Consider the following 22,748-nt stretch of genomic DNA (forward strand, 5'->3'; position numbering starts at 1 on the left):
CTGCAGGGTCTTGCCCTGCCTTCCTGTTCCACAGGAGTCTCGCACCTCTCGTAAAAAATTCACCTAAACATAATTCCATTAGAGCTTTTTGCATAAGAACTAAGTTACACCAATAAAAAAATCGGGTTCTGATTATCAGAACCCGATGGGATGTATACAAGTAAAAGGCTTGGAAATGTGCGTCATTCTTGGCTGTTAGGCCCGCACCCTTCGTGAAATGTATACTACTTCCCTACGCTGGTATAACCCAGATCAGGTTCGAAGGGTCAAAGAATTTCTTGCATTCCTTTCTCAGTCCAAGCAGAATTTGGACTCCCCCAGTAGAACTCACAACAATTATATTAAATTGTTACATAGAAAATACCAATTAAATCAATACCTGTCAATATTTATTTATTAGAAAATTAAAATTAGTGGTTTTATAGTGAAAAATCAATTAATGTGAAGCCTTTCACGTCCCTGTGAAGTATAATTAACAAATATATGTATTGGGAGGAGTTGTGTAGTAAGTGAAGAAAAAGAAATCAGAAATCATCACTTTAGTCATATTTTTGGTTGTGGGAGGTATTGTTGGATTTTTTGGAGCTGGATTTTTATTAGAACTAGATTTTCCGGAAGAGCTGACAGCACTGCCTGTTTACGTGAATTATTTAGTAATCATCTTTACATACTTGTTGGCATTAACAGTTCATGAATTAGGGCACGCAATTAGTTTTGCCCGAAACGGATTAAGTGTTAGGGCTGTAGCCATTACATTCTTCTTTTTTATCAAGCGAAATGGGAGATGGAAAATTGAATTTAACCCGAACAACGTTACTTTTATGGGAGGAATTGCTGTTCCTGACCTTAAATCGGTTAAAGGTGAAGAAGAGTTAATAAAGCATCAGAAGGGATATGCGCGAGCATTAATTGCAGGTCCGTTGGCATCACTTTATTTATGGGTAGTTGGGTCAGGGATTGCAGTACTAATTATTACAATTTCATCTAATGTGTATCTTCAATCAACCATGTTTACTTTTGGACTATCCTTATTATTTATTACATTGTTCTTTTTAGGAAGTAGCTTTATTAAATCGGAAAGTGCTATCGGAGACTTCCCAGCCTATAATTTAGCTAAGAAAAATCGTTTTTTTACAGGAATGCAATTATATCAATATGCAGCATTTTCAACAGACTATGAAAAAACAAGGCGTAGTAACACTTACTTGAAGAGGTACCTTATTAATGAGTTATCTCAAAAATTAAAGGAAGAAGACACCCATATATACACATTAGCCCTTTTAGAAACCTTTATCATGGAGTTTCTAGTGGGTAAAGAGAAGGAAATACCGAAAGTGGTGCTAGACTATGTGGAGTTCATAATAGCAGGTGAAAAGAGGTATTCTAAGTTGGGTCAAACGGAAATGGGACTTGCGATTATTTTTAGAATCATTCAGCTATTATATTCCATTGGTGATGAGGAAAAAGCAGAGAAAATGTACGAAGAATTAAAGGTTACCCATAAGCAAAAGACGGCAATGCGCAATTACTTTTATAAGCAAATTGCTCACATGTTTGGAATAGAAGATAATACGGAGTTTTTAAATGAGAAGAAAAATATAAACATTTCTCCTGCACATGGAATTTGGAAGGTTTTTGAAGGTTATTATGAAGATGAAATGCTATTTAATGAGAAAATTAGTTTGAAGAGAAGTAGCTGATTATGTCAGCCAGTTAACACGAGGAGAAGTGCTCACTCAATTGAATGAATAACCGTAGAAATGAGACTGTCGATTAACTCATAATAATCTCCTATTTCACATACTTTTTTCATTAACTCATCACTTTCCTCCATATCTAAGGTAAAATTAAGACAAATCTTATATATGGAGTGATCGTGATGGCTCATATTCAATATAAAACATTTGGTCAGTTGTCTTTCGCAGATTATGAAGTTTTCTCTTCAGTCCCTTCCCATCCTTTCTGGAGCCGAGTAGAACAAGTGATTGACTTTTCCTTTGCAGATGAACTCTGTGCATCCTTGTATTCCTCTAAAGGACAACGTCCTTATGCTCCTTCTCTTAAATTAAAGATTCATTTTGCTCAACGCTATCACAATTACTCTGATCGTGAAATGGAAGTGGCCATTCTTTATCATCTACATATAAAACGTTTTTTGGGAGTGCCCGTTGCTTTTAACGGTTTCGACCATAGTACCTTAGGGCTCGATCGAGATCGCATGGGTTCTGCCCTATTTGATGCGTGTCACCACCACATTCTTTCCCAAGCTTTAGACAAAGGGCTGTGGGGGAAAGAAGATGATCGTTGGCTTATTGATTCCTTTCATACGTATGCTAACATTGCCAAAGTAGGGTCGTATCGCTTAATCCAACAAGGAATCCTTCAAATTATTCATCACATCGAACGTACATATCCAAAGCTGTATACCTATCTTCAAAAGGATTGTGCACTCAAAAGCTTTATGAAGCCACTCTCGGATCAAATACCTGAAAAGCGACGATTGGTATTATTTAGTCGCCTGGTGGTGGAAGCCTATAGCCTGTTACATTGGCTAGAAAATGAAAAAGTAAAACCTATATTCTGGACATGGAAGAAATCAAAACAACAACTTCGTTGTTTGGAACTTCAAGCCATTCTCTATCAAATTTTACAGGAAAACACTAAATCAATTGATCAGGATAAGCACGAAGGGGCCGAACAGGGACAACCCCAGTACCAAGAATTATCAAAAAAAGAAAAACCAAAAGATCGAATTCGAAGTGCCTATGATCCAGAAATTCGGAGTGGATATAAATCGAAATCCTTGAAGTTTACCGGAGATAAAATCCAAGTCTTAGAGTCGAGGGAGAACGGATTAGTCTTGAATATTGAACCCATTCCAGGCAATGAGTGGGACGGAGAGCGTCTTGGTCCAATGGTGAAAGAAATGATAGGTAGTTACGGAATTGCACCGAAACAGCTCATAGGTGATACGGCCTATGGCACAGGTGAAAATCGTCAGAAAATACAAGGAATGAAAATTTTAATGACAGCTCCTATACAAAAATATAAAAATCCAACGGGGTTATTAGAAAGCGATTGGTTTGTTTATGATGCCAATTTGGATGAGGTCATCTGTCCTCAAGGGTATTCGACTTCTAAGAAAGTGCGAAATAACGTAAATCAAGGGAATCAATTCAAATTCGAAGCGAAAACTTGTCAAGTTTGTCCACTATTTGAACAATGTACAACCAATGAAAAAGGTCGTACCGTTTTTATCAGTGATTACTATGAAATAATGGAACAAGGAAAATCCTATAATTTAACTGAAGTTGGAAAAGATGCATTAAGGGATCGGTACGATGTGGAAAGAACGAATAATGAAGCAGCCAACCATCATGGACTCAGGAAACCAAGAACAAGAGGGAGAGAATCATTAAGGATAACATCTAAATTGACGGCAATGGTTATCAACTTGAAAATAATGGTGAAGAAATTAGCTGAACCTATAAAGCCTTTTTACCGTTATAAAAAATGCGAAAATCGGATAAAGGCCCCCGTCTGCCCAAATTAGGTAAATTAGGACAATATCGAAGGCCTTAAAAAGGGCAGAAAGCATTAAAATAGTGAAACTTTGTGAAAAAACTCAATAAAAGCCAAGAAGTTTGTGAAATAAGGGATAGAAGTGAAATAAACTACAATAAATCGACAGTCTCGAAATTCCTCTTATTCAATAAATAGCACAAAAAATAGTCATAATAGACGGAGAAATTCCGCTTATTGATTCAAATCAATTTAAAAAGGGGGAATTTCCTTTGTGTAGGCGGAAAAACTCCCCTTATTTTCCACAAAAGTAGGTGAATGTTGAATTTAAGCGGAAATTCTCCGCTTATTATTTTTCACAGGTAAGGATTAGAATACATGTACATGGCGATAATCCATGTTTATGTTATGAATTTCCAAGAGACCACAAATGGCACGAGGATTGTGATCCTTCATGCCATTGTAATAGGAGAGTTATACTGTGAATCGAGCTTAAGTGCTTACTTGCTACGGGGCACTTCCGCTTTTCTATGTCTAGCTCCAGCGCCTACTCGCTGCGGGGCACTTCGTAATGACAACTGAAGTCAAAAAAGCGCGACTTCTAGTTGTCATTCCTCCACTGCCCTACGCTCGTGATCATAGGCGCTTCCGCTTTTCTATGTCTAGCTCCAGCGCCTACTCGCTGCGGGGCACTTCGAAATGACAACTGAAGTCAAAAAAGCGCGACTTCTAGTTGTCATTCCTCCACTGCCCTACGCTCGTGATCATAGGCGCTTCCGCTTTTCTATGTCTAGCTCCAGCGCCTACTCGCTGCGGGGCACTTCGAAATGACAACTGAAGTCAAAAAAGCGCGACTTCTAGTTGTCATTCCTCCACTGCCCTACGCTCGTGATCATAGGCGCTTCCGCTTTTCTATGTCTAGCTCCAGCGCCTACTCGCTGCGGGGCACTTCGAAATGACAACTGAAGTCAAAAAAGCGCGACTTCTAGTTGTCATTCCTCCACTGCCCTACGCTCGTGATCATAGGCGCTTCCGCTTTTCTATGTCTAGCTCCAGCGCCTACTCGCTGCGGGGCACTTCGAAATGACAACTGAAGTCAAAAAAGCGCGACTTCTAGTTGTCATTCCTCCACTGCCCTACGCTCGTGATCATAGGCGCTTCCGCTTTTCTATGTCTAGCTCCAGCGCCTACTCGCTGCGGGGCACTTCGAAATGACAACTGAAGTCAAAAAAGCGCGACTTCTAGTTGTCATTCCTCCACTGCCCTACGCTCGTGATCATAGGCACTTCCGCTTTTCTTATTACCCGCCCATTTTTCTTCTAGTAGTCTGGGTTTTTCTTGCTTGTTGACTTTGCATCTTATTGTTGTTCTGCAAAGGGTTAGAGTTCGTTTTATTGTTCATTTGGTTCTTTTTCTTATTTGCAAGCTGCTGTTTAATTGCTTCCTGTAAACTAATTTTTTTCTTAGGTGCTTGTTCCTGTTGTTGCTCGTCCATTTTCATTCCTCCTGAAGGTTTATTTTAATAGTATAATCTATTTTTTCATTTATTTGTGAGTTTTTTAAGAGTTCGCTTCAGGCTTTTGCTCTTGATGCAATAACCCATGTACATATTTCCCAATCCATAAGCTAAAAAATTTTGTCAGGAATGTAGAGGGATAAAAAAGCATGCTAGTTATTTTTATTACTTTCAACTTATTGAAAAAAAATTCTATACTAAAAAAGGAGAAGGCGGTTAGTGCAGTGAGTCTCCAACTTTTCAAGTATATATTAATTGTGAATAGTATTGCGTTTAATACACTATAGATGGTTGATAGAAAAACATGACTTCGGTAACGATCAGAGAAGATTTTCACATTAAACATACAGGTTTTTAATAGGGATACATGGTAAAAATTTAGTGTAACCGAACAGACAAAAATAGCGAAAAATGTAGTTAATATTTCTATAACCTTTAGTTCTTTCTCAATAAGTAATTTCCTCCAATATGTTGCAATATTGAAAAAGGTCAGTAAGCCGATAAAGGTGAATGTCGTTTTCCACCAATAGTGCTTGAATATCTTGTTTTTAACAAAGATTCTCTCAACGGTGGAGAGGAAGAGAGCAACTAGTAGCTTCCACCAAATTGACTTGTTAAAAACGGAAATAAACAAGCTAGTCGTTGGGACGACAAAAAGCTGTGATACTGTTGATCCAAAAACATTATCGAAGTATCTATTTTTATACAATTTTGGCCTGTATGCATACGCTTTTGTTACTACTAATACGAAAAATTCAAACACGTAGTTAATGCCAGTAAAAGCTAGGAACAATGGAAGAAGGAAGCGCCTATTCTTTTGTGAAGTTTTAATAAATGTATAGAGAAGGAAAAGGACGCTTATAAAATTTAAGCTTAGATAGAGAACTCTATTCTTCATTTTGTGAATGCCACCTATAATCTAAATTTGTAGAGCTCTATTATAGCTTAACCAACCATTGAGAAAAGATGAGCAAATTTGAGGATTCCATGACCATTTAATAAGGGAAGATGACGAAGTTCGTCGAATATAATAAACTAGTAACATAACATGGGACTAGGAGATTGAATATGGAAAAAACTGCAGTATTGTTAGTGAATTTAGGAACTCCAAATGCGCCAGACACAAAATCAGTTAGAAAGTATTTAAAGGAATTTTTGAGTGATCAACGAGTGATAGATCTACCTCGTTGGAAATGGTTGCCAATATTACATGGTATCGTACTTCGTTTTCGACCAAAAAAGTCAGCCGAGCTCTATCAATCGATTTGGACGGAGGAAGGTTCGCCACTTTTGGTATATAGCGAGCTTCAAATGGACAAGCTTCAGCAACGTTTTATAGATGAAGGGGACATCAGAGTGAGGCTTGCCATGACTTATGGACAACCTTCGATTAGAGATGAAGTCGAAAAATTGCATCAGTGGGGTGTACGTAGATTAGTAGTTGTTCCCTTATATCCTCAATATTCTTCTACTACGACTGCTTCGGTTTGGGACGGTGTGCAGAAAGAGGTTTCTAAGTGGCGTGATATTCCGGAAGTATCCTTCATTAGAGATTATCCTGATCACCCGAAATATATTGAAGTTTTAAAGAAACGTGTAGAAAATGGTATTGCAGAAAATGGAAAACCAGATGCGCTTGTTGTGTCTTATCATGGGATTCCTACAAGATATGTGGAAACGGGCGATGACTATGTGGAGAGGTGCACGGTGACGACTGAAGCTTTACGTTCCCTTTTTCCAGATATAGAAATCATTCAAAGCTACCAGTCGAAATTTGGGAAAGAGCCTTGGATTGAGCCATCAACCACAGATACGCTTGTTCGTTTGGCGGAAAAAGGTAAGAGGCATGTTCATATTATGGCACCAGGTTTTGCAGCAGATTGCTTAGAAACACTAGAAGAGCTGGTGGAGGAAAACAAGGAAGCGTTTATGGAAGCTGGAGGATTGGAATACAGTTATTTACCTGCTCCAAATGATGACTCCTTGTTTATAGATTGTCTGGAGGATCTAGTTAGAAAAAGGTTAGTTTGAGTTTTGGCAGAAGAGCAATGGCCTGATGTAGGACATTGCTCTTTTTCAGGTTATGGTATTTCATTAACTATCACATTTGTTTAGAAAGAAGGTTTTTTTCGAAAAAGTGTAACCTTTATTGAACTCGCACGTCATTAGGGAAAATAAAAATCGAGAGATAGTCCACTGGTTTAAGGAAGGAGGGACACATAGCGATGTTTAAGAGCGAGGAAGAAGTCGAGCATAGTCTAAGGCGCTACAATAGCTTACAGTTACCGTTAACAGAAAAAGAAGAAGGGTTGGGAAAACTTATGTCTAGTATCGAAAAATCAGAGACTGCTATAAAACGGAGGACAGTCTTTAACAAGTTTAACCCTGTTTTATCTGGCGTACTGCTTGTTCTCATTTTCGTAGGGGCTTACTTGTTAATTTCCCAAGGCGGACTTTTTGATGGAGGACCAGGTGGTAGAGCTGCTGTACCAGACGGAATGATAGAGTACCGTGATGAACACTCAGGTATTATTACAATCAAAGGTGAAGATTGGCTTGTAATTGACAGTTCAAATGAGGAAGAAACAGTTCAATTTATGTTTATAGAAGGTAGCAATTCTGTAGGTGGAATCAGCATTAGACAGACTTATAATAGTTATAGTCCCGTTCAAAAAGATTATACAAATACACTGCAAGAAGCATATGACTTAAGTGACTCTTATTCTGAATTCATCGATTTATTTTTAGACTATCAAGAATATACAGCGTTGGATGATTTAAAGGAAATCGAAATCGACAATGTAAATGGGATACCAATTTTTTTATATGAAAGATACGAAGGTGACTGGTTTTTCATTGCAGTGATTGAATCGGAAAATACCCCTTTCTATACTACATTAAACTTATCTTCTGGAGATGGCGAAGACCCAACATTGGAAGAGGTAATGGAGAGGGAGTACTATGGCCAGTTCCTTGCACTGATACAAAATACAAAACCAATGAGTAATGGAGAATAGAATGGACTGAAAATAGACGAGATCATGCCGGGTGTTTTTTTGAGGAGGCTCGACGGTTTGTCCGCGGAAAGCGAGTAAATTGTTGTTTTAATTGCGCTATGAGAACTTATTTTAGGCTAGCTATGATGAAGATGGAAGGGGGAGAGGTTTTGGATAGAAATTATGAAATGGATAAAATACAGAAATGGTACCAGGAATACAGCGACGATATCTACCGATTTATTTTACTGATGATCGGGGATCACGAGCAGGCGAAGGACTTAACACACGATACATTTTTAAAAGCGTATGGGACAATGAGTCAATATCAGGGGATAACTAGTGAGAAAAATTGGCTTTATCATATTGCTAGGAACACAACAATTGACTATATGCGCAAGGGGAAACCAATTCAATACTTCCTTGAGACAGTTGGATCAATACCTGCCACCAACACCTCATGTCCAGAAACTATCGCAGAAATGGGCGAGCGGGAAGAACAACTTTATTTTTGCTTAAAAAAACTGAAGCGATCCTATCAGGAAGTGATTATCTTAAGGAAAGTAAAGGAGTTATCCACCAAGGAGGCGGCTGAAATTCTTGGCTGGTCAGAAGGGAAAGTAAAAACGACATTACATCGGGCCTTGGAGGCGTTAAAGAAGCAATTGGTCAAGGGGGGATATACCCATGAGATCATATAATGACCAACAGGATATAAATGAATCATTGAAAAAGTACAATAAGATAGAGTTTTCCCAGATAGATAAACAGGAGGGACTGCAAAAACTTATGAGAAACATGGAAAAGATGGAGAACAAAGAAAAACGACCATTCAGTTCTGTTCGGAAAATGTTCAATCCTGTATTATCTGCAGCAATGATTTTAGTGATAGTCATTGGAGGTTATTTATTGATATCTCAAGGTGTTCTAGATGGTGGTTCAAGCGAGGACGTCACTCCACCAGAGGGGATGGAAGTGTATCGTAATGAAGAAGCTGGGATAATTACAATTAAGGGAGATGAATGGGAGTTTATGGAAGATATTATTGATGATTATCATTCCATTTACTTTTTTGACGGTGGTGATCCACAGTTAGGATTTAGTGTTCACCAGTCGGCTATCATCATGACACACCTTCCACAGGAAGAAACGGATGTACTTCAAGAGTCCTACGAGGAAAGCAGTTCCTATCGTGAGTTTGTAGAAATGTTTTTTGATAGGAATGTGGCATATATGGGCATGGAATTAGACCAAGTAGATACTGTTAACAACATTCTGATTTTTTCACACACAGGATTTACAGGGGATAAAAGGGAGTTCTTAGCTTTGATTGAAGTAGATAATACGCCATTATTTTTCCGAATGTGGAAACCAAATGATGAAAGCTTGGAAGAGGCGATGGAAACAGACGCATATGAACAGTTCAAAGCTATGATTCAAAATACAAGGCCTTTGGATTAGTTTGGAAGTAAGTAGGTGGCTAATTCCATGTTTCCATGAGGTTGAGTAATGAAATTTGACTTTTGAAATTTAAATAATAGTGATTGGTGAAGTCTAATAATCATTGTTTTTAGCTCTAATAAACTTTGCTCTTTATTTCAATACAGGACTCTCCTTTGCCATGGGTATTGCTTCACTTAATACAGAAAACCCCGTCACAATAGGCTTTCAACCCCCTTCTTAAATTTCTCTGTCAGATTATCTAACGAAAATCATTTTTTGTATTCGAAACTGTCTTAATATTATAAACATAACAAACGGTGTTAACAAAGTTTACACAAAACGAAGGGGATGTTTAATATGACAACAGTAACAAGCACATTTGCAGGATTAGGGACGAAGGGCTTACCAGCGATCAAGGAGGAAATGGTAGCGAAGAGTGTTGAATTACTTCACTTACAATTTGTGGACCTAGAAGGGATTTTAAAGCATGTCACTGTAACTGCGGAACAATTAGATGATGTGGTTGATGGAAAAATCATGTTTGACGGGTCTTCCATTAAAGGATTTTCCCCAATCAATAAATCGGACTTATATTTAAAGCCAGACTTAAATAGTTTTACAGTTCTTCCTTGGACGGAGGAAGAAGGGTATTCAGAGGCAAGATTCATTTGTAGCGTGAAAAATCCAGATGGTACGGACTTTGAAGGAGACCCTCGTAATGTTTTAAAAAGAACGGTAGAACGGGCTGAAGAAAAGGGTTATGCAATCAATGTAGGGCCAGAGCTTGAGTTCTTCTTATTCGAAACAGACGAAACGGGTCGTCCAACGGAACAAACACAAGACTTCGCAGGCTACTTTGAGCCATCACCACATGATAATGGGGAAAAAGTTCGTCTAGAAATTTATAAAACGTTGAAAAAAATGGGCTTTACTATTGAAGCCTCTCACCATGAGGTAGCCCGTGGTCAGCACGAGATTAACTTTAAATATGCTGATGTTTTAACAACTGCAGACAATGCAATCACTTACAAATGGGTTGTAAAGACTGTTGCGAAAAAGTTCGGACTTCACGCAACGTTCATGCCAAAACCGATTGCTGGGGAAAACGGAAATGGAATGCATACGAATATTTCCCTATTCGATATCAAAAAAGGAGAGAATGCCTTCTTTGATGAAAAAGATGAAAATGAATTGTCTGAAACTGCATACCAATTTATCGCTGGACTTTTAACAAACGTAAAAAGCTTTGCAGCAGTAACGAATCCGTTAGTAAACTCATATAAGCGTTTAGTTCCAGGTTATGAGGCGCCTTGTTATATCGCTTGGTCTTCCTCCAACCGCTCGGCGCTCATCAGAATCCCAGCGATGCGCGGACCAGGAACTCGTGTAGAAATCCGTTGTCCAGATCCATCAGCCAACCCATATTTAGCATTTGCTATTGTTGCATCTGCAGGTCTTGATGGGGTGGAAAAAGAATTGAAAGCTCCTGACGCATTTGATGAGGATATCTTCAGCATGACAGCAGAAGAACTGTTTTTAAAGGAGATTGATAATCTTCCAACTAGCTTAGAGTTTGCAGTCATGGAATTTGAAAAAGGTGAAATTGGTAGAAAAACATTTGGCGAGCACGTATTCAGTGAATATGTGGGTGCCAAAAAAGAAGAATTAGATAGCTTCCGTACTACCGTTCACGGTTGGGAAATGGAAGAGTATCACACAAAGTTTTAAGTAGAGTTATTGGTGCATGGGGCTGCCCCTCTCGTTCAACCCCATGCTTCCTATACATTTATTTGGTTGCCAAAACGAAATATCTCCTTCCTTCACGCAAAAGAGGTCCTTTCTTTGAAAAGGGACCTCTTTTGTATTGCAAAGTTTCAGAGTTGTTTTCCCATACAAAACGATAGGAATCTTAATATTCTTGTTCAATATACTGAATAGTGTAACAAAACAGTTGTTGTTCTCTATAAAGTTATGTTATATTCTATATAAAGAACAGAACAGTGTGGGACGAAGTGTTTGCTACATGTGCGGACATAGAGGACAAGAAGTAGATGATTTCTTTGTAAGGGTAGAGACCTGATTTTTTCAAAGGGGAAGGAATGAAACAGGGATGAATTATTATGATATCCTGGGCGTAGACAACCATGCTTCTAGTGATGAAATAAAAAAGGCATACCGTCAGATGGCGAAAATCCACCACCCAGATGTTGGCGGTGATCCTGCATTTTTCCGAAAAGGGCAGACAGCATATAAGGTATTAATCGATTCTAAGTTAAGGAAGCAATACGATGCTTATTTTACTCCAGATAAAAAATCGGATCATGGTAAGAAAAGCCCGCGAACATATATGTGGAAAGATTTTAACCAAGCCAAAGCAAACCCAAAACAAAATACATCTCAAACTCAAGGCACTCGTGAGAAGGCTGATAATAGTGAAGGTTCCGTTATAAAGCAAGCTAGTGTGGGGGCTAACCTCCTTCAAGGCGGTTTTGCAGCAACGAATGGGAAATGGGTCTTTTATTCTGGGCGAAATGGTATTTATAAGATGCGAGAGAATGGAGACTCCCTGGGGAAAGTAATGGTCGGAGAAATTAGCTGCATTCAGTGTCATGGAGACGACGTGTTTTTTGTAAATCAAGCAAGTGGGAGAGCCGGTGTATATAAATATAATCTTACAAGTGGAGAAATCGTGAAAATCATAGATCGAGAGGTTAGCAATCTTGTTATTCATGGGAAAAGACTGTTTTTTATGCTACCGAAACAGTGGGGCGTAATTAGCACTGACTTAAATGGGAAGCAGTCTACGTTTATTCATTATGATGAGGTCCAGGCGATGGCACTTCATGAGCATTGGATTTATTATGTTCGTAATAGCTTTGGCATCGGAGGGCAACATCTGTACAAGATGCGTAAGGACGGAACTGATCAACATATTTTGGTAAAAAATGAAGTCGGGTCATTTCAAATTGTGGGGGAGTACATTTACTTTTCAAATCGTGGTACATTGGCTGGACATCTCGGGAATCTTTCTAAGGTACATATAAATGGAGGAGAAGTTGAGACGATTCTTCCTTTTTCCCCCCATCGCTTTCATGTTCTAGATGATAAGTTAATTTACTTTGACATGGGTGGAAAAGAGAGGGTAGCTGGCCTTTATCAATGCAGTTTAGATGGGGAAAATCGAGTGAAAATAGCCCGTCCTTACAGAGGAGACTTTAAGGGAATCAATGTCGTAGGGGATTGGATTTACTATCACGACGTGCACGGCTTATATAGAATTCATAAAGACAGTTTTACAAAGGAAAAAGTAGACTAGAGTTCTTCGAAGTTGAAGGAAGCGGAACAAACTACTTTGGTTTGATTGGTTTTTGTTGGTAGATGCAGTTTAAATGTGGTGCTGCGTTCACGGTTCAAGATCTAAACGCTTAATACGTTCATGGATTGACAGCTATATTCATAATATGTTCATGGTTCACCATCTATATTGATAATCCTTGTGAGGTTCAACATCTCATGTTCCAGGTGTTGAGCCTTGTTTCGTTGTTCGCCGTGGAGTTTGTTTAAAAGGACAAACACAAGTAGCGTATCGAAAATTAACGTCAATTATTGCTGTTGGTTGGCTAATCGTTCAATTTCAGTTTCCACTTTGAAAACTCTTTTGTTTAAAGCTTGTACCTCATGATCACGATTATCCAGTTTCTCGTTGATCACTCTTAGCATCGTGTTAGTATCTTCAACTTGGTTGCGCTCAATGCGATCAAGTTTTCCTTCGATGCTAGATAATCTGCTCTCAGTATTGTTCTTGAACTCAATCATTTCGCTCTTGAAATCTTTCATTTCGTTCTTGAACCCAGTCATTTCGTTTTTGAACCCAGTCATTTCGTTCTTGAACTCAGTCATTTCATTCTTGAACTCAGTCATTTCGTTCTTGAACCCAGTCATTTCATTTTTGAACCCAGTCATTTCGTTCTTGAACTCAGTCATTTCGTTCTTGAACTCAGTCATTTCGTTTTTGAACTCAGTCATTTCGTTTTTGAACCCAGTCATTTCGTTCTTGAACTCAGTCATTTCGTTCTTGAACTCAGTCATTTCGTTTTTGAACTCAGTCATTTCGTTTTTAAAATCCATAAATATATCAATCAGCTTGTCCAATTTTTCCTCACTCATGTTCTTCACCTCCTCTTTATTTTTTGGTAAATCCATTTTAGCACTCAAACAGCATTTTAAAAAGGTAAGAAAGTAGTGTTTGTCCTGTACTACTCAAAATAATAAAAGTATAGAATTATATGTGAGACTACTATTAACGTAAGCATCAACATAAACACCCCATTTATATTATTATATCATAGAACTAATGTTCGCAAAAGGTCAGTGATTAAAAATTCTAAAAATATTCACAAATAGATGTTACAATGGTTTTAATACAAAAATTTACAGTAACACCGATTGTGCTGTAAACGAGTAGGAGTGGTAATGTGGTCATTTTAGTAATCACGGTTTTGATTATAATTGTTGGTCTCTTCTTTATCGGCAAAGATTATATGAGAGCGAGGAACATGATCGAAAACGCAGAAGGAGCAATGTTCCCCTCAAATTACGATACGGAAAAAAATATTATGACGTACAGGGGAGAAGCACAGGCACCGAGTTTTCGTTCGAAGAATTGGAAATGGAAGCATTGGTTTGTAGTGGTGACCACTCTGTTTATTTTAGTTATCATGGGTGTTGTCATTAGCCAAGGCCCTCTTTTTGAATGGCACAATGTGGTTTTTTTGCCTGTTTTCTTTTTATTAACCCTATTTAATAATCAGATTCCTAGCTTCCTGGTCATGCCATCGGGAATTTATGTTGATGAGCGATTTTATCGGTGGAATACTCTTAGGAGTTTTGAAACAAGGCCACTCAAATTGGGAAGCAATGCATACGGTCTTTTTGAAAACTCTTCAAGCTATACAGAAATAGAAATAAAGAATGAGAAGGAAAAATCTCTGTTTGTTTATATTCTTAACGAACAAGATGTGGAAGAACTCCGCGAAATTTTGAGGCAGAAAGGTCTACGGGATGATACAGAGGGTCTTTCTGAGGAAAAAGTAAGTTTGGATAACTAAGTAGATGAAATAACAGTAAAATATGGAGTGACGTATCACAGTGGATTAACTGTGCAATGTGGATGAACTCTTCTATGATATAAGGAAACTAAGGAATAAATGACCAGGTGAAGTAGCTGTACAATGTAGAGTAACAGCATACAATTTTTTACAAAATAAATGTAGTGTCCGTAAAGAAGGGAGAAAGCAGAATGAGTAAGTATACAATTGATGAGTTTGTTGAAAAAACTGCGAAACGTGAGCGGGGAAACGACTTCTTCGAGCTAGAAACGCCGCGCATTCTAGAAGTGAATTTGAGCGATATGGTCTGGGCAAAACTAGGGTCAATGGTTTCCTATAACGGAAATATTAAGTTTGAGCGGGAGCGTGTCTTAGAGCATGGTGTTGGGCGCATGTTCAAAAAGGCCTTCACTGGTGAGGGAACTTCTCTTATGAAAGCGAAAGGACGTGGGCAGCTATATCTAGCTGATCAAGGGAAGATGATCACCATCCTTGAACTTAATAACGACGAAATCACCGTGAATGGTAATGATTTGCTGGCGTTTGAGCCAGGAATTGAATGGGATATTAAGCTGATGAAAAAAATAGCTGGCATGATGTCAGGTGGCTTGTTTAACGTCACGTTGAAAGGGCGTGGCTTGGTAGCTATTACCTCTCATTTCGAGCCGCTCACCTTGAAGGTTCGTCCTGGCATTCCAGTTATGACAGACCCTCAAACAACAGTTGCATGGTCTGGTCATCTGCAACCGGAAATCCGAACGGACATTAGCTTCAGGACTTTCTTGGGGAGGGGCAGTGGTGAGTCCTTCCAAATGGAATTCTCCGGCGACGGCTTCGTTATAGTTCAATCTGTGGAAGAACGGGGCGCAACGACGACTAGCGAGTAAGTATAAAGTCTCGTCGAGTAACTGGTGGTTCAGGTTTATGGAAGGGCTGTCGCTCATACCCTGGGGATATCAGGCTAATCTCCCCCAAAGCAAATAGGCAAGCACACTAGGAAACTGCCATAGATCAATGGATAGTATGGATATTATCTATGTTACAGCTATCCTAAGTGAGCTTGCTTTTTTTATATTTTGTGTGTTCGTTATATCAGTCGGTTACCTGGTAACGGGGTTAGCGCCACTCAACCTTATCAAACTTATCCTCCTTAAGAGCAGCATTGATCTCCCCACCAAATAGAATAATAACGGACGAGAGGTGGAACCAAACCATTAAGGCGATTACTGCCCCAATTGTCCCGTATGTAGCTGTATAGTTTGCAAAGTTATTCAAGTAATATGAGAAAAAGAATGATGTAACTTGCCAACCAACCGTAGCAAAAATTGCCCCATAATAAATCTCACTAAATCTTAAACGGATATTCGGGCCTAACCAGTACAGCAATGTAAAGACAATAAATAGAAGCAAGGAACTTAGTACCCATCGAATGGCGTTGAATTCAAAAAGAATTAAATCAAATACAAACATATCCATAAAAGCAGCACCAACAACTTGGAGCCCGAGTGCTACAAGTACAACAGCAAACATTCCAATGGTTAATGTGATGGAAAGGAGCCTTGCCTTAATCATCTTCCTATCTTCCGTTACATCGTAGGCCCGATTTAACAAGCGGAGCATCGTATTTAAAGACTGGGAAGCTGTCCAAAGGGTGAAGATGATACCAAAAGACAATAGACTCGTGCTTTGTTGTGCAGTAATGTGCGACCACTGATTTTCAATCATCCCAGCGATATCCCCTGGTACGATGTCTTGAATGAGTGCAATATCGAATTCTAATGAGATGGGAAAAAATGAAATCAGGGTAATGATAAAAATTAAAAATGGAAATAGTGAGAGCAGTAAATAATAGGAGCACTGTGCAGCAAGCTCAATTAAACGGTGCTCTTTAAAACGTGCAATTAATGACATGATAAGTGGCATTTCGTTCCCCCCGATGATTGCTAAACTCGTACTTTTAACTTAAACGTAAATCGAGTCTTAATCAACTGATTAATCTGTTTTTTATTTCAAATAAACGTCTACATTTACGTCATTTAATATTCCTTAAGCACGTCCTTATTAAACATGACATATTTGATGGCTATGTTTAGAACAAGAAAAAGAAGCATGAGAATAGAAGTACTCACGCTTCTTTTGCTTCGTTCGTTATAATAGTTGGTTACCAGCTAACTAGATGGTCCAGCGGTCAACAGCCAATCCAACCAAATACCAATCCCCGTCAAATTCCTCAAAAGCTAGGATTAGATTTGCCCAATCAAGCTCGTCCTCTCCAGGTGTAACGTAATAACTCACAAAATCAGCATCGGGATAAACTTCTTCTACGTTAATGAGCAAGTTACCATGCGCTTCAATCTCGTTAATATTGATTACAGAAGCTTCTCTACTGAAATCTCGAATATAAATGTATTGTTCATAATACTCCGATGGGGTGAGGTTAATTTCGTGTCCTGACCCATCTTGGACGCCCCAGGTATATTTTTCCTCATCATTACCAAATTCCATTACCTCTTCAGCCTCAAAAGTAAGGTGCTGCTCTGTATCTATGTGAGCATACGGAGAGAAGCGCACACCTTTTTCAGGGTGAACAACATTAGCGAGACTTTCAAAATTTTTGTACTCTAAGGCGATAACTACATCATCTGCACGTTCTCGGAGGTGTTCTTCATCTAAAACAGTTTCCTCACCTCTCGTTTCTTCCTCATCGCTATTAGCGTTTGCTTGTAGTTGTTCGTTAAGGACTGCTATCTCCTCGTCCTTCTCCGACACCTGGCTCCTCAATTGTTCAATTTCCTCGTTCAGGTTCTCAATTTGAGTCTCCCAAGTGGCAACATCACCATCATTGTCTGTGCCATTTTCCTCAGCTGTGGTACACGCTGGCAATACAAATAGGACTGTAACTATTGTGAGAATGCTTATTATCATCTTTTTCCGTAACAACACTACTCCCTCCAATGCAACATCGTTCTATATATGTAGGATTCCCGCAAATGTAACTAGTAAACACATATGTGAGAACAAAACAAAAGGAGGGGCGCTAACGCAGCGCCCCTCCCATTAACATTATATTAGTAACCGTAGCCATGGCCTTGCGGCGTGACAACAACGGCACCTATAATCACTAACAATACGAATACTACTAGAATGAATGAGAATCCACCGAAGTTTGTGTGCATCTCAAATGCCTCCTTTAGAAGCAGATTGTAAGAACAGATTTAAATTGTTCTCACTTAATAACTACCATATTCACCTTTGCCCTGAGGTGATTGGACTCTTGCGGAAAAATACGATATTACTGTTGTTCAACTCAGACGCGTTTTAGGGTGTGTTCGTTATAATAGTTCCTTACCAGGTAACAACGGCTCCAATGATCACCAATAGAATGAAAATCACTAGAATAAACGAGAAACCGCCGAGAGTTGTGTGAGTAATTAGGAAATCCTCCTTTTGACTGTTTTGTAAGGGTGCGGTGTCTCTTAATCCTTGCCCTTACTCACTAACCATACTATTACCTAAGCCCTCAGTTGATTAGACTTCTGCGGAAAAATAACTAAATTAGTCGTTTGAGCATGCTTCATTTTTGGTGGTTCGTTAAAACGGTCGATTACCAGCTAACGAGGGGGGTAACGGTTTAGGCACCAAACTGGCTGTAATACAAATCAGCATAGAAACCGTCTTGCTCCAGTAACTCATGGTGGGATCCTTTTTCAATGATATCCCCTTTATTCATGACTAGTATTAAGTCAGCATCTTTAATTGTTGATAGGCGGTGGGCGATAACAAAGCTTGTGCGTCCCTTCATTAGCTCATTCATCGCCTTCTGTACATTCATCTCCGTCCGCGTATCCACGCTACTTGTTGCTTCATCTAGGATTAAGATTTTTGGATCAGAGATTAACGCACGAGCAATCGTAATTAGCTGGCGTTGTCCCTGAGAAATATTTGTTGCGTCCTCACTTAACACGGTATCATAGCCATCAGGCAAAGTTCGGATAAAATCATCTGCATAGGCGCTACGAGCGGCAGCAACGATTTCCTCATTTGTTACCCCTTCACGACCATAACCAATATTGTCGCGGATCGTACCGTTAAACAGCCACGTATCTTGCAATACCATGGCAAACATACTACGGACTTGCTCCCGTGACAGGTTCGTGAGTTTTACCCCATCAATGGAGATACTGCCTTTATTGACCTCATAAAACCTCATGAGCAAGTTGATAATCGTTGTTTTTCCAGCACCAGTAGGCCCTACAATAGCAATGGTTTGACCGTCCTTTGCTTCAACTTTCAAGTTATGAATGATTGGGGAACCTTCCTCATATCCAAACTGCACATGGTCGAAGGAAACGTCACCACGCAATGCGTCCAGATTTATATCTGCAGGTGTTTCTCGCGGCTCTTCCTTTTCATCTAAAAGATTGAAAATACGTTCAGCTGAAGCAAGGGCTGTTTGAATCATATTCGCGACACTTGCAACTTGAACCATTGGCTGGGAAAGCTGTTGAGAGTATTGAATAAAGGCTTGAACATCACCAATTCGAATACTTCCGTTGAGTACAAGTAAACCACCAGCAATACTTACAAATATATAGCCAAGGTGACCAATAAAGGTCATCATCGGCATCATTATCCCTGATATGAATTGCGCTTTCCAACCAGCTTTATAAAGCCGCTCGTTAATTTCATCAAATTCCTCGATGGCCTCATCTTCATGACCGAAGGCTTTGACGACTTGATGCCCTGTATACATTTCCTCGATGTGTCCGTTAATCATTCCCAATTCTTCTTGCTGACTTTTAAAGTACTTTTGGGAAAAAGTAGCGATTGTACGAACCACGATAACACTTAGGGGAATCGTTATAGCTACAACGAGCGTTAACAATGGGCTGATGAATAGCATCATAATGATTATTCCGATGACAGTGATAACAGATGTAATCACCTGTGTTAGTGCCTGCTGTAAGGAGTTATTGATGTTATCAATGTCGTTGACGGCACGGCTTAAAATGTCTCCATGGGAATGTTTATCAAAATAACTAATTGGCATTCGTGTTAGTTTTTCATTCACTTCTTGTCGCATCTCGGCAATTGTTCTCTGGGCAACCCCAGCCATGATATACTGCTGTAAAAATGCAAATAGTGATGAAAAAGCATAAAGGAATATAAGGATCAACAATAGATTGCCAAGATAAGAGAAATCTACCCCAACTCCTTGTGTAAAGCTTTCAAAGAGAGAAGAGGTGGCGTCCCCTAAAACCTTCGGACTGATGACGTTGAAAAAGGTGGCAAAAATGGCCGCTACGGTAACGAAAATTAGGGCAACCTTTCTCGGCTTTAAATAAGATACTAATCGCTTGAAAGTCTTTTTGAATTCCTTAGGCTTTTGACCTGGCATCATCATATGCCCGCCACTACCTGGGGGAGGTCCGCCTTGGGGCTGCTTGCGACCGAAGCCACGTCGACGCTTTTTGCTCGAACTGTCGGCATTTGCTTGATTCTCATGCTTGTCTTGATCATGATTATTAGCCGTCATGCGCTCTCCCCCTCCGTTCTTTGAGATTCTACAATTTCTTGATAAATGGTATTATCCTTTAGTAATTCTTCATGGGTACCAATACCTGCGAGCTTACCTTCGTTTAAGACAATAATTCTGTCAGCGTCCATGACAGTATTCACACGCTGTGCTACAAGAATAATGGTTGAGTTACCAGTTTCCTCTTTTAATGCACTGCGTAGCTTCGCGTCCGTCTTGTAGTCTAATGCGGAGAAGCTATCGTCAAAAATATAGATTTCAGGCTTGCGAACAAGGGCGCGGGCGATCGCAAGACGTTGTTTCTGTCCACCACTTAAATTAGAGCCAGCTTGTTCGATGTACGTATTAATACCATCTTCTTTTTCGTTCACAAAATCTATTGCTTGGGCCGTTTGAAGGGCGTCCATGACCTCTTGATCAGTTGCGTCCTTAGCCCCAAAACGCACGTTTTCAGCAATGGTACCACTGAAAAGGGAAGCCTTCTGCGGGACGTAGCCGATTTTTTCCCGAAGTGTATGTTGTTTCATTTCACGTATATCGATGCCGTTCACTAAAATACTTCCAGATTCGATATCATAAAACCTCGGGATTAATTGCACCAATGAGGTTTTTCCCGCACCTGTACTACCAATAATAGCAGTCGTTTCTCCAGGTTTGGCCAGGAAAGAGATGTCTTCTACCGCAGCCTTTTCTGCACCAGCATATCGGAAGGTGACATTCTTAAATTCCACTTCGGCATGGGCACCTGTTTCAGCCTTCGCTTGCTCAGGATCCTTAATGTCTGGATCAATCAGCAACACTTCGTTTACCCGTTTTGCGGAAGCTTGGGCACGTGGAATCATGATAAATGCAAAGCTGAGCATGATTAGGGACATCAATATCATCATGGAATATTGCAGGAATGCCATCAGATTACCAACTTGCATCGCACCTGCATCAATTCGTATGGCGCCAAACCAAACAATGGCGATGTTGGTGAAATTCATAATGATCATCATGGATGGGAACAGGAACGAAATAATTTTATTTACTCGTATTCCAGTGTCGCGAAATTCTTCGTTTGCTTGGTTAAAACGTTTCTTCTCAAACTCCACTCGGTTAAATGCGCGAACGACGCGTGTTCCTATTAAGGATTCCCGGAGCAAAAGATTGAGGCGATCCGTCTTTTTTTGCAACTCACCAAAAAGGGGAATTGCTTTTCTACTGATTAGATAAATGGTTAGTGCAAGTACAGGGAGTGCAACGATAAAAATGAGAGATAACGTTTGATCCCTTGATACGGCTAAAATAATACCACCAAGTAGCATTAATGGAGCCCTTGTCATCATTCGAAGCATCATGTTTAAGACGTCTTGGATCTGCTTCACATCATTAGTAGAGCGTGTGATAAGGGAGGCAGGTCCAATTTTTTCAAACTCTTGAAGTGAAAAATTCTCCACATTCACAAATAGTTTGCGTCGCACGTCCTTCCCAAATCCCATGGCCACTCGGGAGGCAAAGAAGTTAACAAGGACAGTTAGACCAATTGCAAAAATGGCACAAACGAGCATCCAAAGTCCAGTTCGTAGTATGTAAGGAATGTCGTTATTTACAATCCCGATATCAACCACATCTGCCATCAAGGTAGGTAAGTAAAGCTCCAATAGGGTTCCAATTAAGGTCAAGACAATAATTAAAGATACTTGTAGTTTGTATGGCTTTAAATACTTGAGAATACTCAGCATATACGAATCACACACCTAATCTAATTTTCTTCGTTAGTTTGATGAAACACTATATTTAATATTACTGGTATTTCGACATTTTTACTAGTATTTGGGTGTGTCGGTAGAGCTTGAATGAAGAACTTTTTTATTTATGTAATATAGTTTCTTATATAATACAAATATAAGGGAATATCAATTGTTATAATACAGTTCGTGACTGATGATGTCGAAAGGAGTATAATAAATATGAAATGGTTATCGTGACTAACTAACTTGTGGTACATGCACACTACTTGTTTTTATCCTACTTCATCCTCAAGGATATACGAACTTACAAACTATGTATAAACCTACTGAATAAACCCACATCTAGTTTTCTAAAAGCGCATCCATATTTTTAATTCTATAGAACTTGTCTCTAATATTCCTGTTCAGCAAGTTTCGGCACAAACAAATTCACCATGGAAGAAAGAAGGAGAGTGTCGTGGAAAAAGGGAAGGGTACGGAGATGGTATTTGTTGTGGACGACAATGAATTGTGTATTAGGAGAGTACGGAAACAGTCTCTTGAAGCGGCGAGGAAGGGGAATTTCATTATTTATGATCTTCACAATGTGAAAGGAACGAAAAGAAAGGTGGAGGTTTTTCAAATTTTAAATAGTGTCGGGGAGGACAATTGGTAGTTTTGATGCGGCTTTGTCATGTACTTGCTCTAGCGCTTGTTGTCTAGCGTTTGAAGTGCCAATGATAAGGCCGTTTTGTGTTGGGCAAATCCTTCTAAATAGGGGATTTGTCCTTTTCTTTACATTTTCAAGTGGCAAAGGGCACCCAACGGTTGACATCTAGAAGCCTACCAATAGGCTTTGGAAAAAATTTATCCTAAACATGCCCAAATAAAAGAGCTCCTACATACAGTAATGAA

The 22,748-nt window shown here is 39.4% G+C and carries 19 protein-coding genes and 1 riboswitch; of the genes, 11 read left to right on the forward strand and 8 right to left on the reverse strand.

Going from position 1 to position 22,748, the window contains the following annotated elements; all coding sequences use genetic code 11:
* Positions 1-212 precede the first annotated feature (212 nt).
* Positions 213-329, reverse strand: a riboswitch (TPP riboswitch).
* Positions 330-509: 180 nt separating this feature from the next.
* Positions 510-1,700 carry a M50 family metallopeptidase gene (locus BW724_RS03795; RefSeq protein WP_088073752.1) on the forward strand — a complete coding sequence of 397 codons (1,191 nt, stop codon included), beginning with the start codon at positions 510-512 and terminating at the stop codon, positions 1,698-1,700.
* A 179-nt stretch (positions 1,701-1,879) separates the two neighbouring features.
* Positions 1,880-3,553 (forward strand): transposase, encoded by a 1,674-nt coding sequence (locus BW724_RS03800; RefSeq protein ID WP_088073754.1) that lies wholly within the window; start codon positions 1,880-1,882, stop codon positions 3,551-3,553.
* 1,269 nt (positions 3,554-4,822) lie between these two features.
* On the opposite strand, the gene BW724_RS03805 is transcribed toward BW724_RS03800, so the two are convergent.
* Positions 4,823-5,017 (reverse strand): hypothetical protein, encoded by a 195-nt coding sequence (locus tag BW724_RS03805; protein ID WP_088073756.1) that lies wholly within the window; start codon positions 5,015-5,017, stop codon positions 4,823-4,825.
* A 64-nt stretch (positions 5,018-5,081) separates the two neighbouring features.
* Positions 5,082-5,936, reverse strand: coding sequence for a hypothetical protein (locus tag BW724_RS23470; protein ID WP_088073757.1), 855 nt, complete (start codon positions 5,934-5,936; stop codon positions 5,082-5,084).
* Between the two features lie 170 nt (positions 5,937-6,106).
* Here BW724_RS23470 and hemH point away from each other — a divergent pair, with 170 nt between their 5' ends.
* From hemH to BW724_RS03840, 6 genes are all read left to right on the forward strand, one after another.
* The gene (gene hemH, locus BW724_RS03815) at positions 6,107-7,069 is read left to right on the forward strand and encodes a ferrochelatase (protein WP_088073758.1); all 963 of its coding nucleotides are present in this window, start codon (positions 6,107-6,109) and stop codon (positions 7,067-7,069) included.
* 194 nt (positions 7,070-7,263) lie between these two features.
* A complete protein-coding gene (locus tag BW724_RS03820; protein WP_088073760.1) occupies positions 7,264-8,055 on the forward strand; it encodes a hypothetical protein in 792 nt (263 codons plus the stop codon).
* 149 nt (positions 8,056-8,204) lie between these two features.
* Positions 8,205-8,735, forward strand: coding sequence for an RNA polymerase sigma factor (locus tag BW724_RS03825; protein WP_235848886.1), 531 nt, complete (start codon positions 8,205-8,207; stop codon positions 8,733-8,735).
* Positions 8,722-9,495 (forward strand): hypothetical protein, encoded by a 774-nt coding sequence (locus BW724_RS03830; RefSeq protein ID WP_088073761.1) that lies wholly within the window; start codon positions 8,722-8,724, stop codon positions 9,493-9,495. Before BW724_RS03825 ends, BW724_RS03830 begins: the two co-directional genes overlap by 14 nt.
* A gap of 339 nt (positions 9,496-9,834) precedes the next feature.
* Positions 9,835-11,205 carry a type I glutamate--ammonia ligase gene (glnA, locus tag BW724_RS03835; RefSeq protein ID WP_088073763.1) on the forward strand — a complete coding sequence of 457 codons (1,371 nt, stop codon included), beginning with the start codon at positions 9,835-9,837 and terminating at the stop codon, positions 11,203-11,205.
* 382 nt (positions 11,206-11,587) lie between these two features.
* Positions 11,588-12,793: a DUF5050 domain-containing protein gene (locus BW724_RS03840; protein ID WP_088073764.1), complete on the forward strand. Its 1,206-nt coding sequence runs from the start codon at positions 11,588-11,590 to the stop codon at positions 12,791-12,793.
* A 287-nt stretch (positions 12,794-13,080) separates the two neighbouring features.
* Here the strand turns inward: BW724_RS03840 and BW724_RS03845 are convergent, their stop codons facing one another.
* Complete coding sequence (locus BW724_RS03845; RefSeq protein ID WP_088073765.1) at positions 13,081-13,644, reverse strand: hypothetical protein; 564 nt, start codon at positions 13,642-13,644, stop codon at positions 13,081-13,083.
* A gap of 308 nt (positions 13,645-13,952) precedes the next feature.
* Here BW724_RS03845 and BW724_RS03850 point away from each other — a divergent pair, with 308 nt between their 5' ends.
* Together BW724_RS03850 and BW724_RS03855 are read left to right on the forward strand one after the other, a co-directional pair.
* A complete protein-coding gene (locus BW724_RS03850) occupies positions 13,953-14,585 on the forward strand; it encodes a hypothetical protein (RefSeq protein WP_088073766.1) in 633 nt (210 codons plus the stop codon).
* 191 nt (positions 14,586-14,776) lie between these two features.
* Entirely contained in the window at positions 14,777-15,472 is a 696-nt protein-coding gene (locus tag BW724_RS03855) for an AIM24 family protein (protein ID WP_088073768.1), read from the forward strand.
* Between the two features lie 229 nt (positions 15,473-15,701).
* Here the strand turns inward: BW724_RS03855 and BW724_RS03860 are convergent, their stop codons facing one another.
* From BW724_RS03860 to BW724_RS03885, 5 genes are all read right to left on the reverse strand, one after another.
* Positions 15,702-16,508, reverse strand: a complete 807-nt coding sequence (locus tag BW724_RS03860; protein ID WP_088073770.1) for a YihY/virulence factor BrkB family protein — start codon at positions 16,506-16,508, stop codon at positions 15,702-15,704.
* A 249-nt stretch (positions 16,509-16,757) separates the two neighbouring features.
* Positions 16,758-17,525, reverse strand: a complete 768-nt coding sequence (locus BW724_RS03865; protein ID WP_088073771.1) for a coiled-coil domain-containing protein — start codon at positions 17,523-17,525, stop codon at positions 16,758-16,760.
* A 128-nt stretch (positions 17,526-17,653) separates the two neighbouring features.
* Positions 17,654-17,761 carry a sporulation protein YjcZ gene (locus tag BW724_RS03870; RefSeq protein ID WP_088073773.1) on the reverse strand — a complete coding sequence of 36 codons (108 nt, stop codon included), beginning with the start codon at positions 17,759-17,761 and terminating at the stop codon, positions 17,654-17,656.
* Positions 17,762-18,216: 455 nt separating this feature from the next.
* Positions 18,217-20,121, reverse strand: a complete 1,905-nt coding sequence (locus tag BW724_RS03880; protein ID WP_417891418.1) for an ABC transporter ATP-binding protein — start codon at positions 20,119-20,121, stop codon at positions 18,217-18,219.
* A complete protein-coding gene (locus BW724_RS03885; RefSeq protein ID WP_088073774.1) occupies positions 20,118-21,845 on the reverse strand; it encodes an ABC transporter ATP-binding protein in 1,728 nt (575 codons plus the stop codon). Before BW724_RS03885 ends, BW724_RS03880 begins: the two co-directional genes overlap by 4 nt.
* A gap of 466 nt (positions 21,846-22,311) precedes the next feature.
* Between BW724_RS03885 and BW724_RS03890 the strand changes: the two genes are divergently transcribed.
* Entirely contained in the window at positions 22,312-22,509 is a 198-nt protein-coding gene (locus tag BW724_RS03890; RefSeq protein ID WP_088073776.1) for a hypothetical protein, read from the forward strand.
* Positions 22,510-22,748: the final 239 nt, after the last annotated feature.

The organism is Litchfieldia alkalitelluris, assembly GCF_002153425.1.
GTDB lineage: Bacteria > Bacillota > Bacilli > Bacillales > Salisediminibacteriaceae > Evansella > Evansella alkalicola.

Coding starts and splice junctions, on each gene's coding strand:
- BW724_RS03800 (WP_088073754.1), top strand. CDS start 1,880: ATGGCTCATATTCAATATAAAACATTTGGTCAGTTGTCTTTCGCAGAT.
- BW724_RS03805 (WP_088073756.1), bottom strand. CDS start 5,017: ATGGACGAGCAACAACAGGAACAAGCACCTAAGAAAAAAATTAGTTTA.
- BW724_RS23470 (WP_088073757.1), bottom strand. CDS start 5,936: ATGAAGAATAGAGTTCTCTATCTAAGCTTAAATTTTATAAGCGTCCTT.
- hemH (WP_088073758.1), top strand. CDS start 6,107: ATGGAAAAAACTGCAGTATTGTTAGTGAATTTAGGAACTCCAAATGCG.
- BW724_RS03820 (WP_088073760.1), top strand. CDS start 7,264: ATGTTTAAGAGCGAGGAAGAAGTCGAGCATAGTCTAAGGCGCTACAAT.
- BW724_RS03830 (WP_088073761.1), top strand. CDS start 8,722: ATGAGATCATATAATGACCAACAGGATATAAATGAATCATTGAAAAAG.
- glnA (WP_088073763.1), top strand. CDS start 9,835: ATGACAACAGTAACAAGCACATTTGCAGGATTAGGGACGAAGGGCTTA.
- BW724_RS03840 (WP_088073764.1), top strand. CDS start 11,588: ATGAATTATTATGATATCCTGGGCGTAGACAACCATGCTTCTAGTGAT.
- BW724_RS03845 (WP_088073765.1), bottom strand. CDS start 13,644: ATGAGTGAGGAAAAATTGGACAAGCTGATTGATATATTTATGGATTTT.
- BW724_RS03855 (WP_088073768.1), top strand. CDS start 14,777: ATGAGTAAGTATACAATTGATGAGTTTGTTGAAAAAACTGCGAAACGT.
- BW724_RS03860 (WP_088073770.1), bottom strand. CDS start 16,508: ATGCCACTTATCATGTCATTAATTGCACGTTTTAAAGAGCACCGTTTA.
- BW724_RS03870 (WP_088073773.1), bottom strand. CDS start 17,761: ATGCACACAAACTTCGGTGGATTCTCATTCATTCTAGTAGTATTCGTA.
- BW724_RS03880 (WP_417891418.1), bottom strand. CDS start 20,121: ATGACGGCTAATAATCATGATCAAGACAAGCATGAGAATCAAGCAAAT.
- BW724_RS03885 (WP_088073774.1), bottom strand. CDS start 21,845: ATGCTGAGTATTCTCAAGTATTTAAAGCCATACAAACTACAAGTATCT.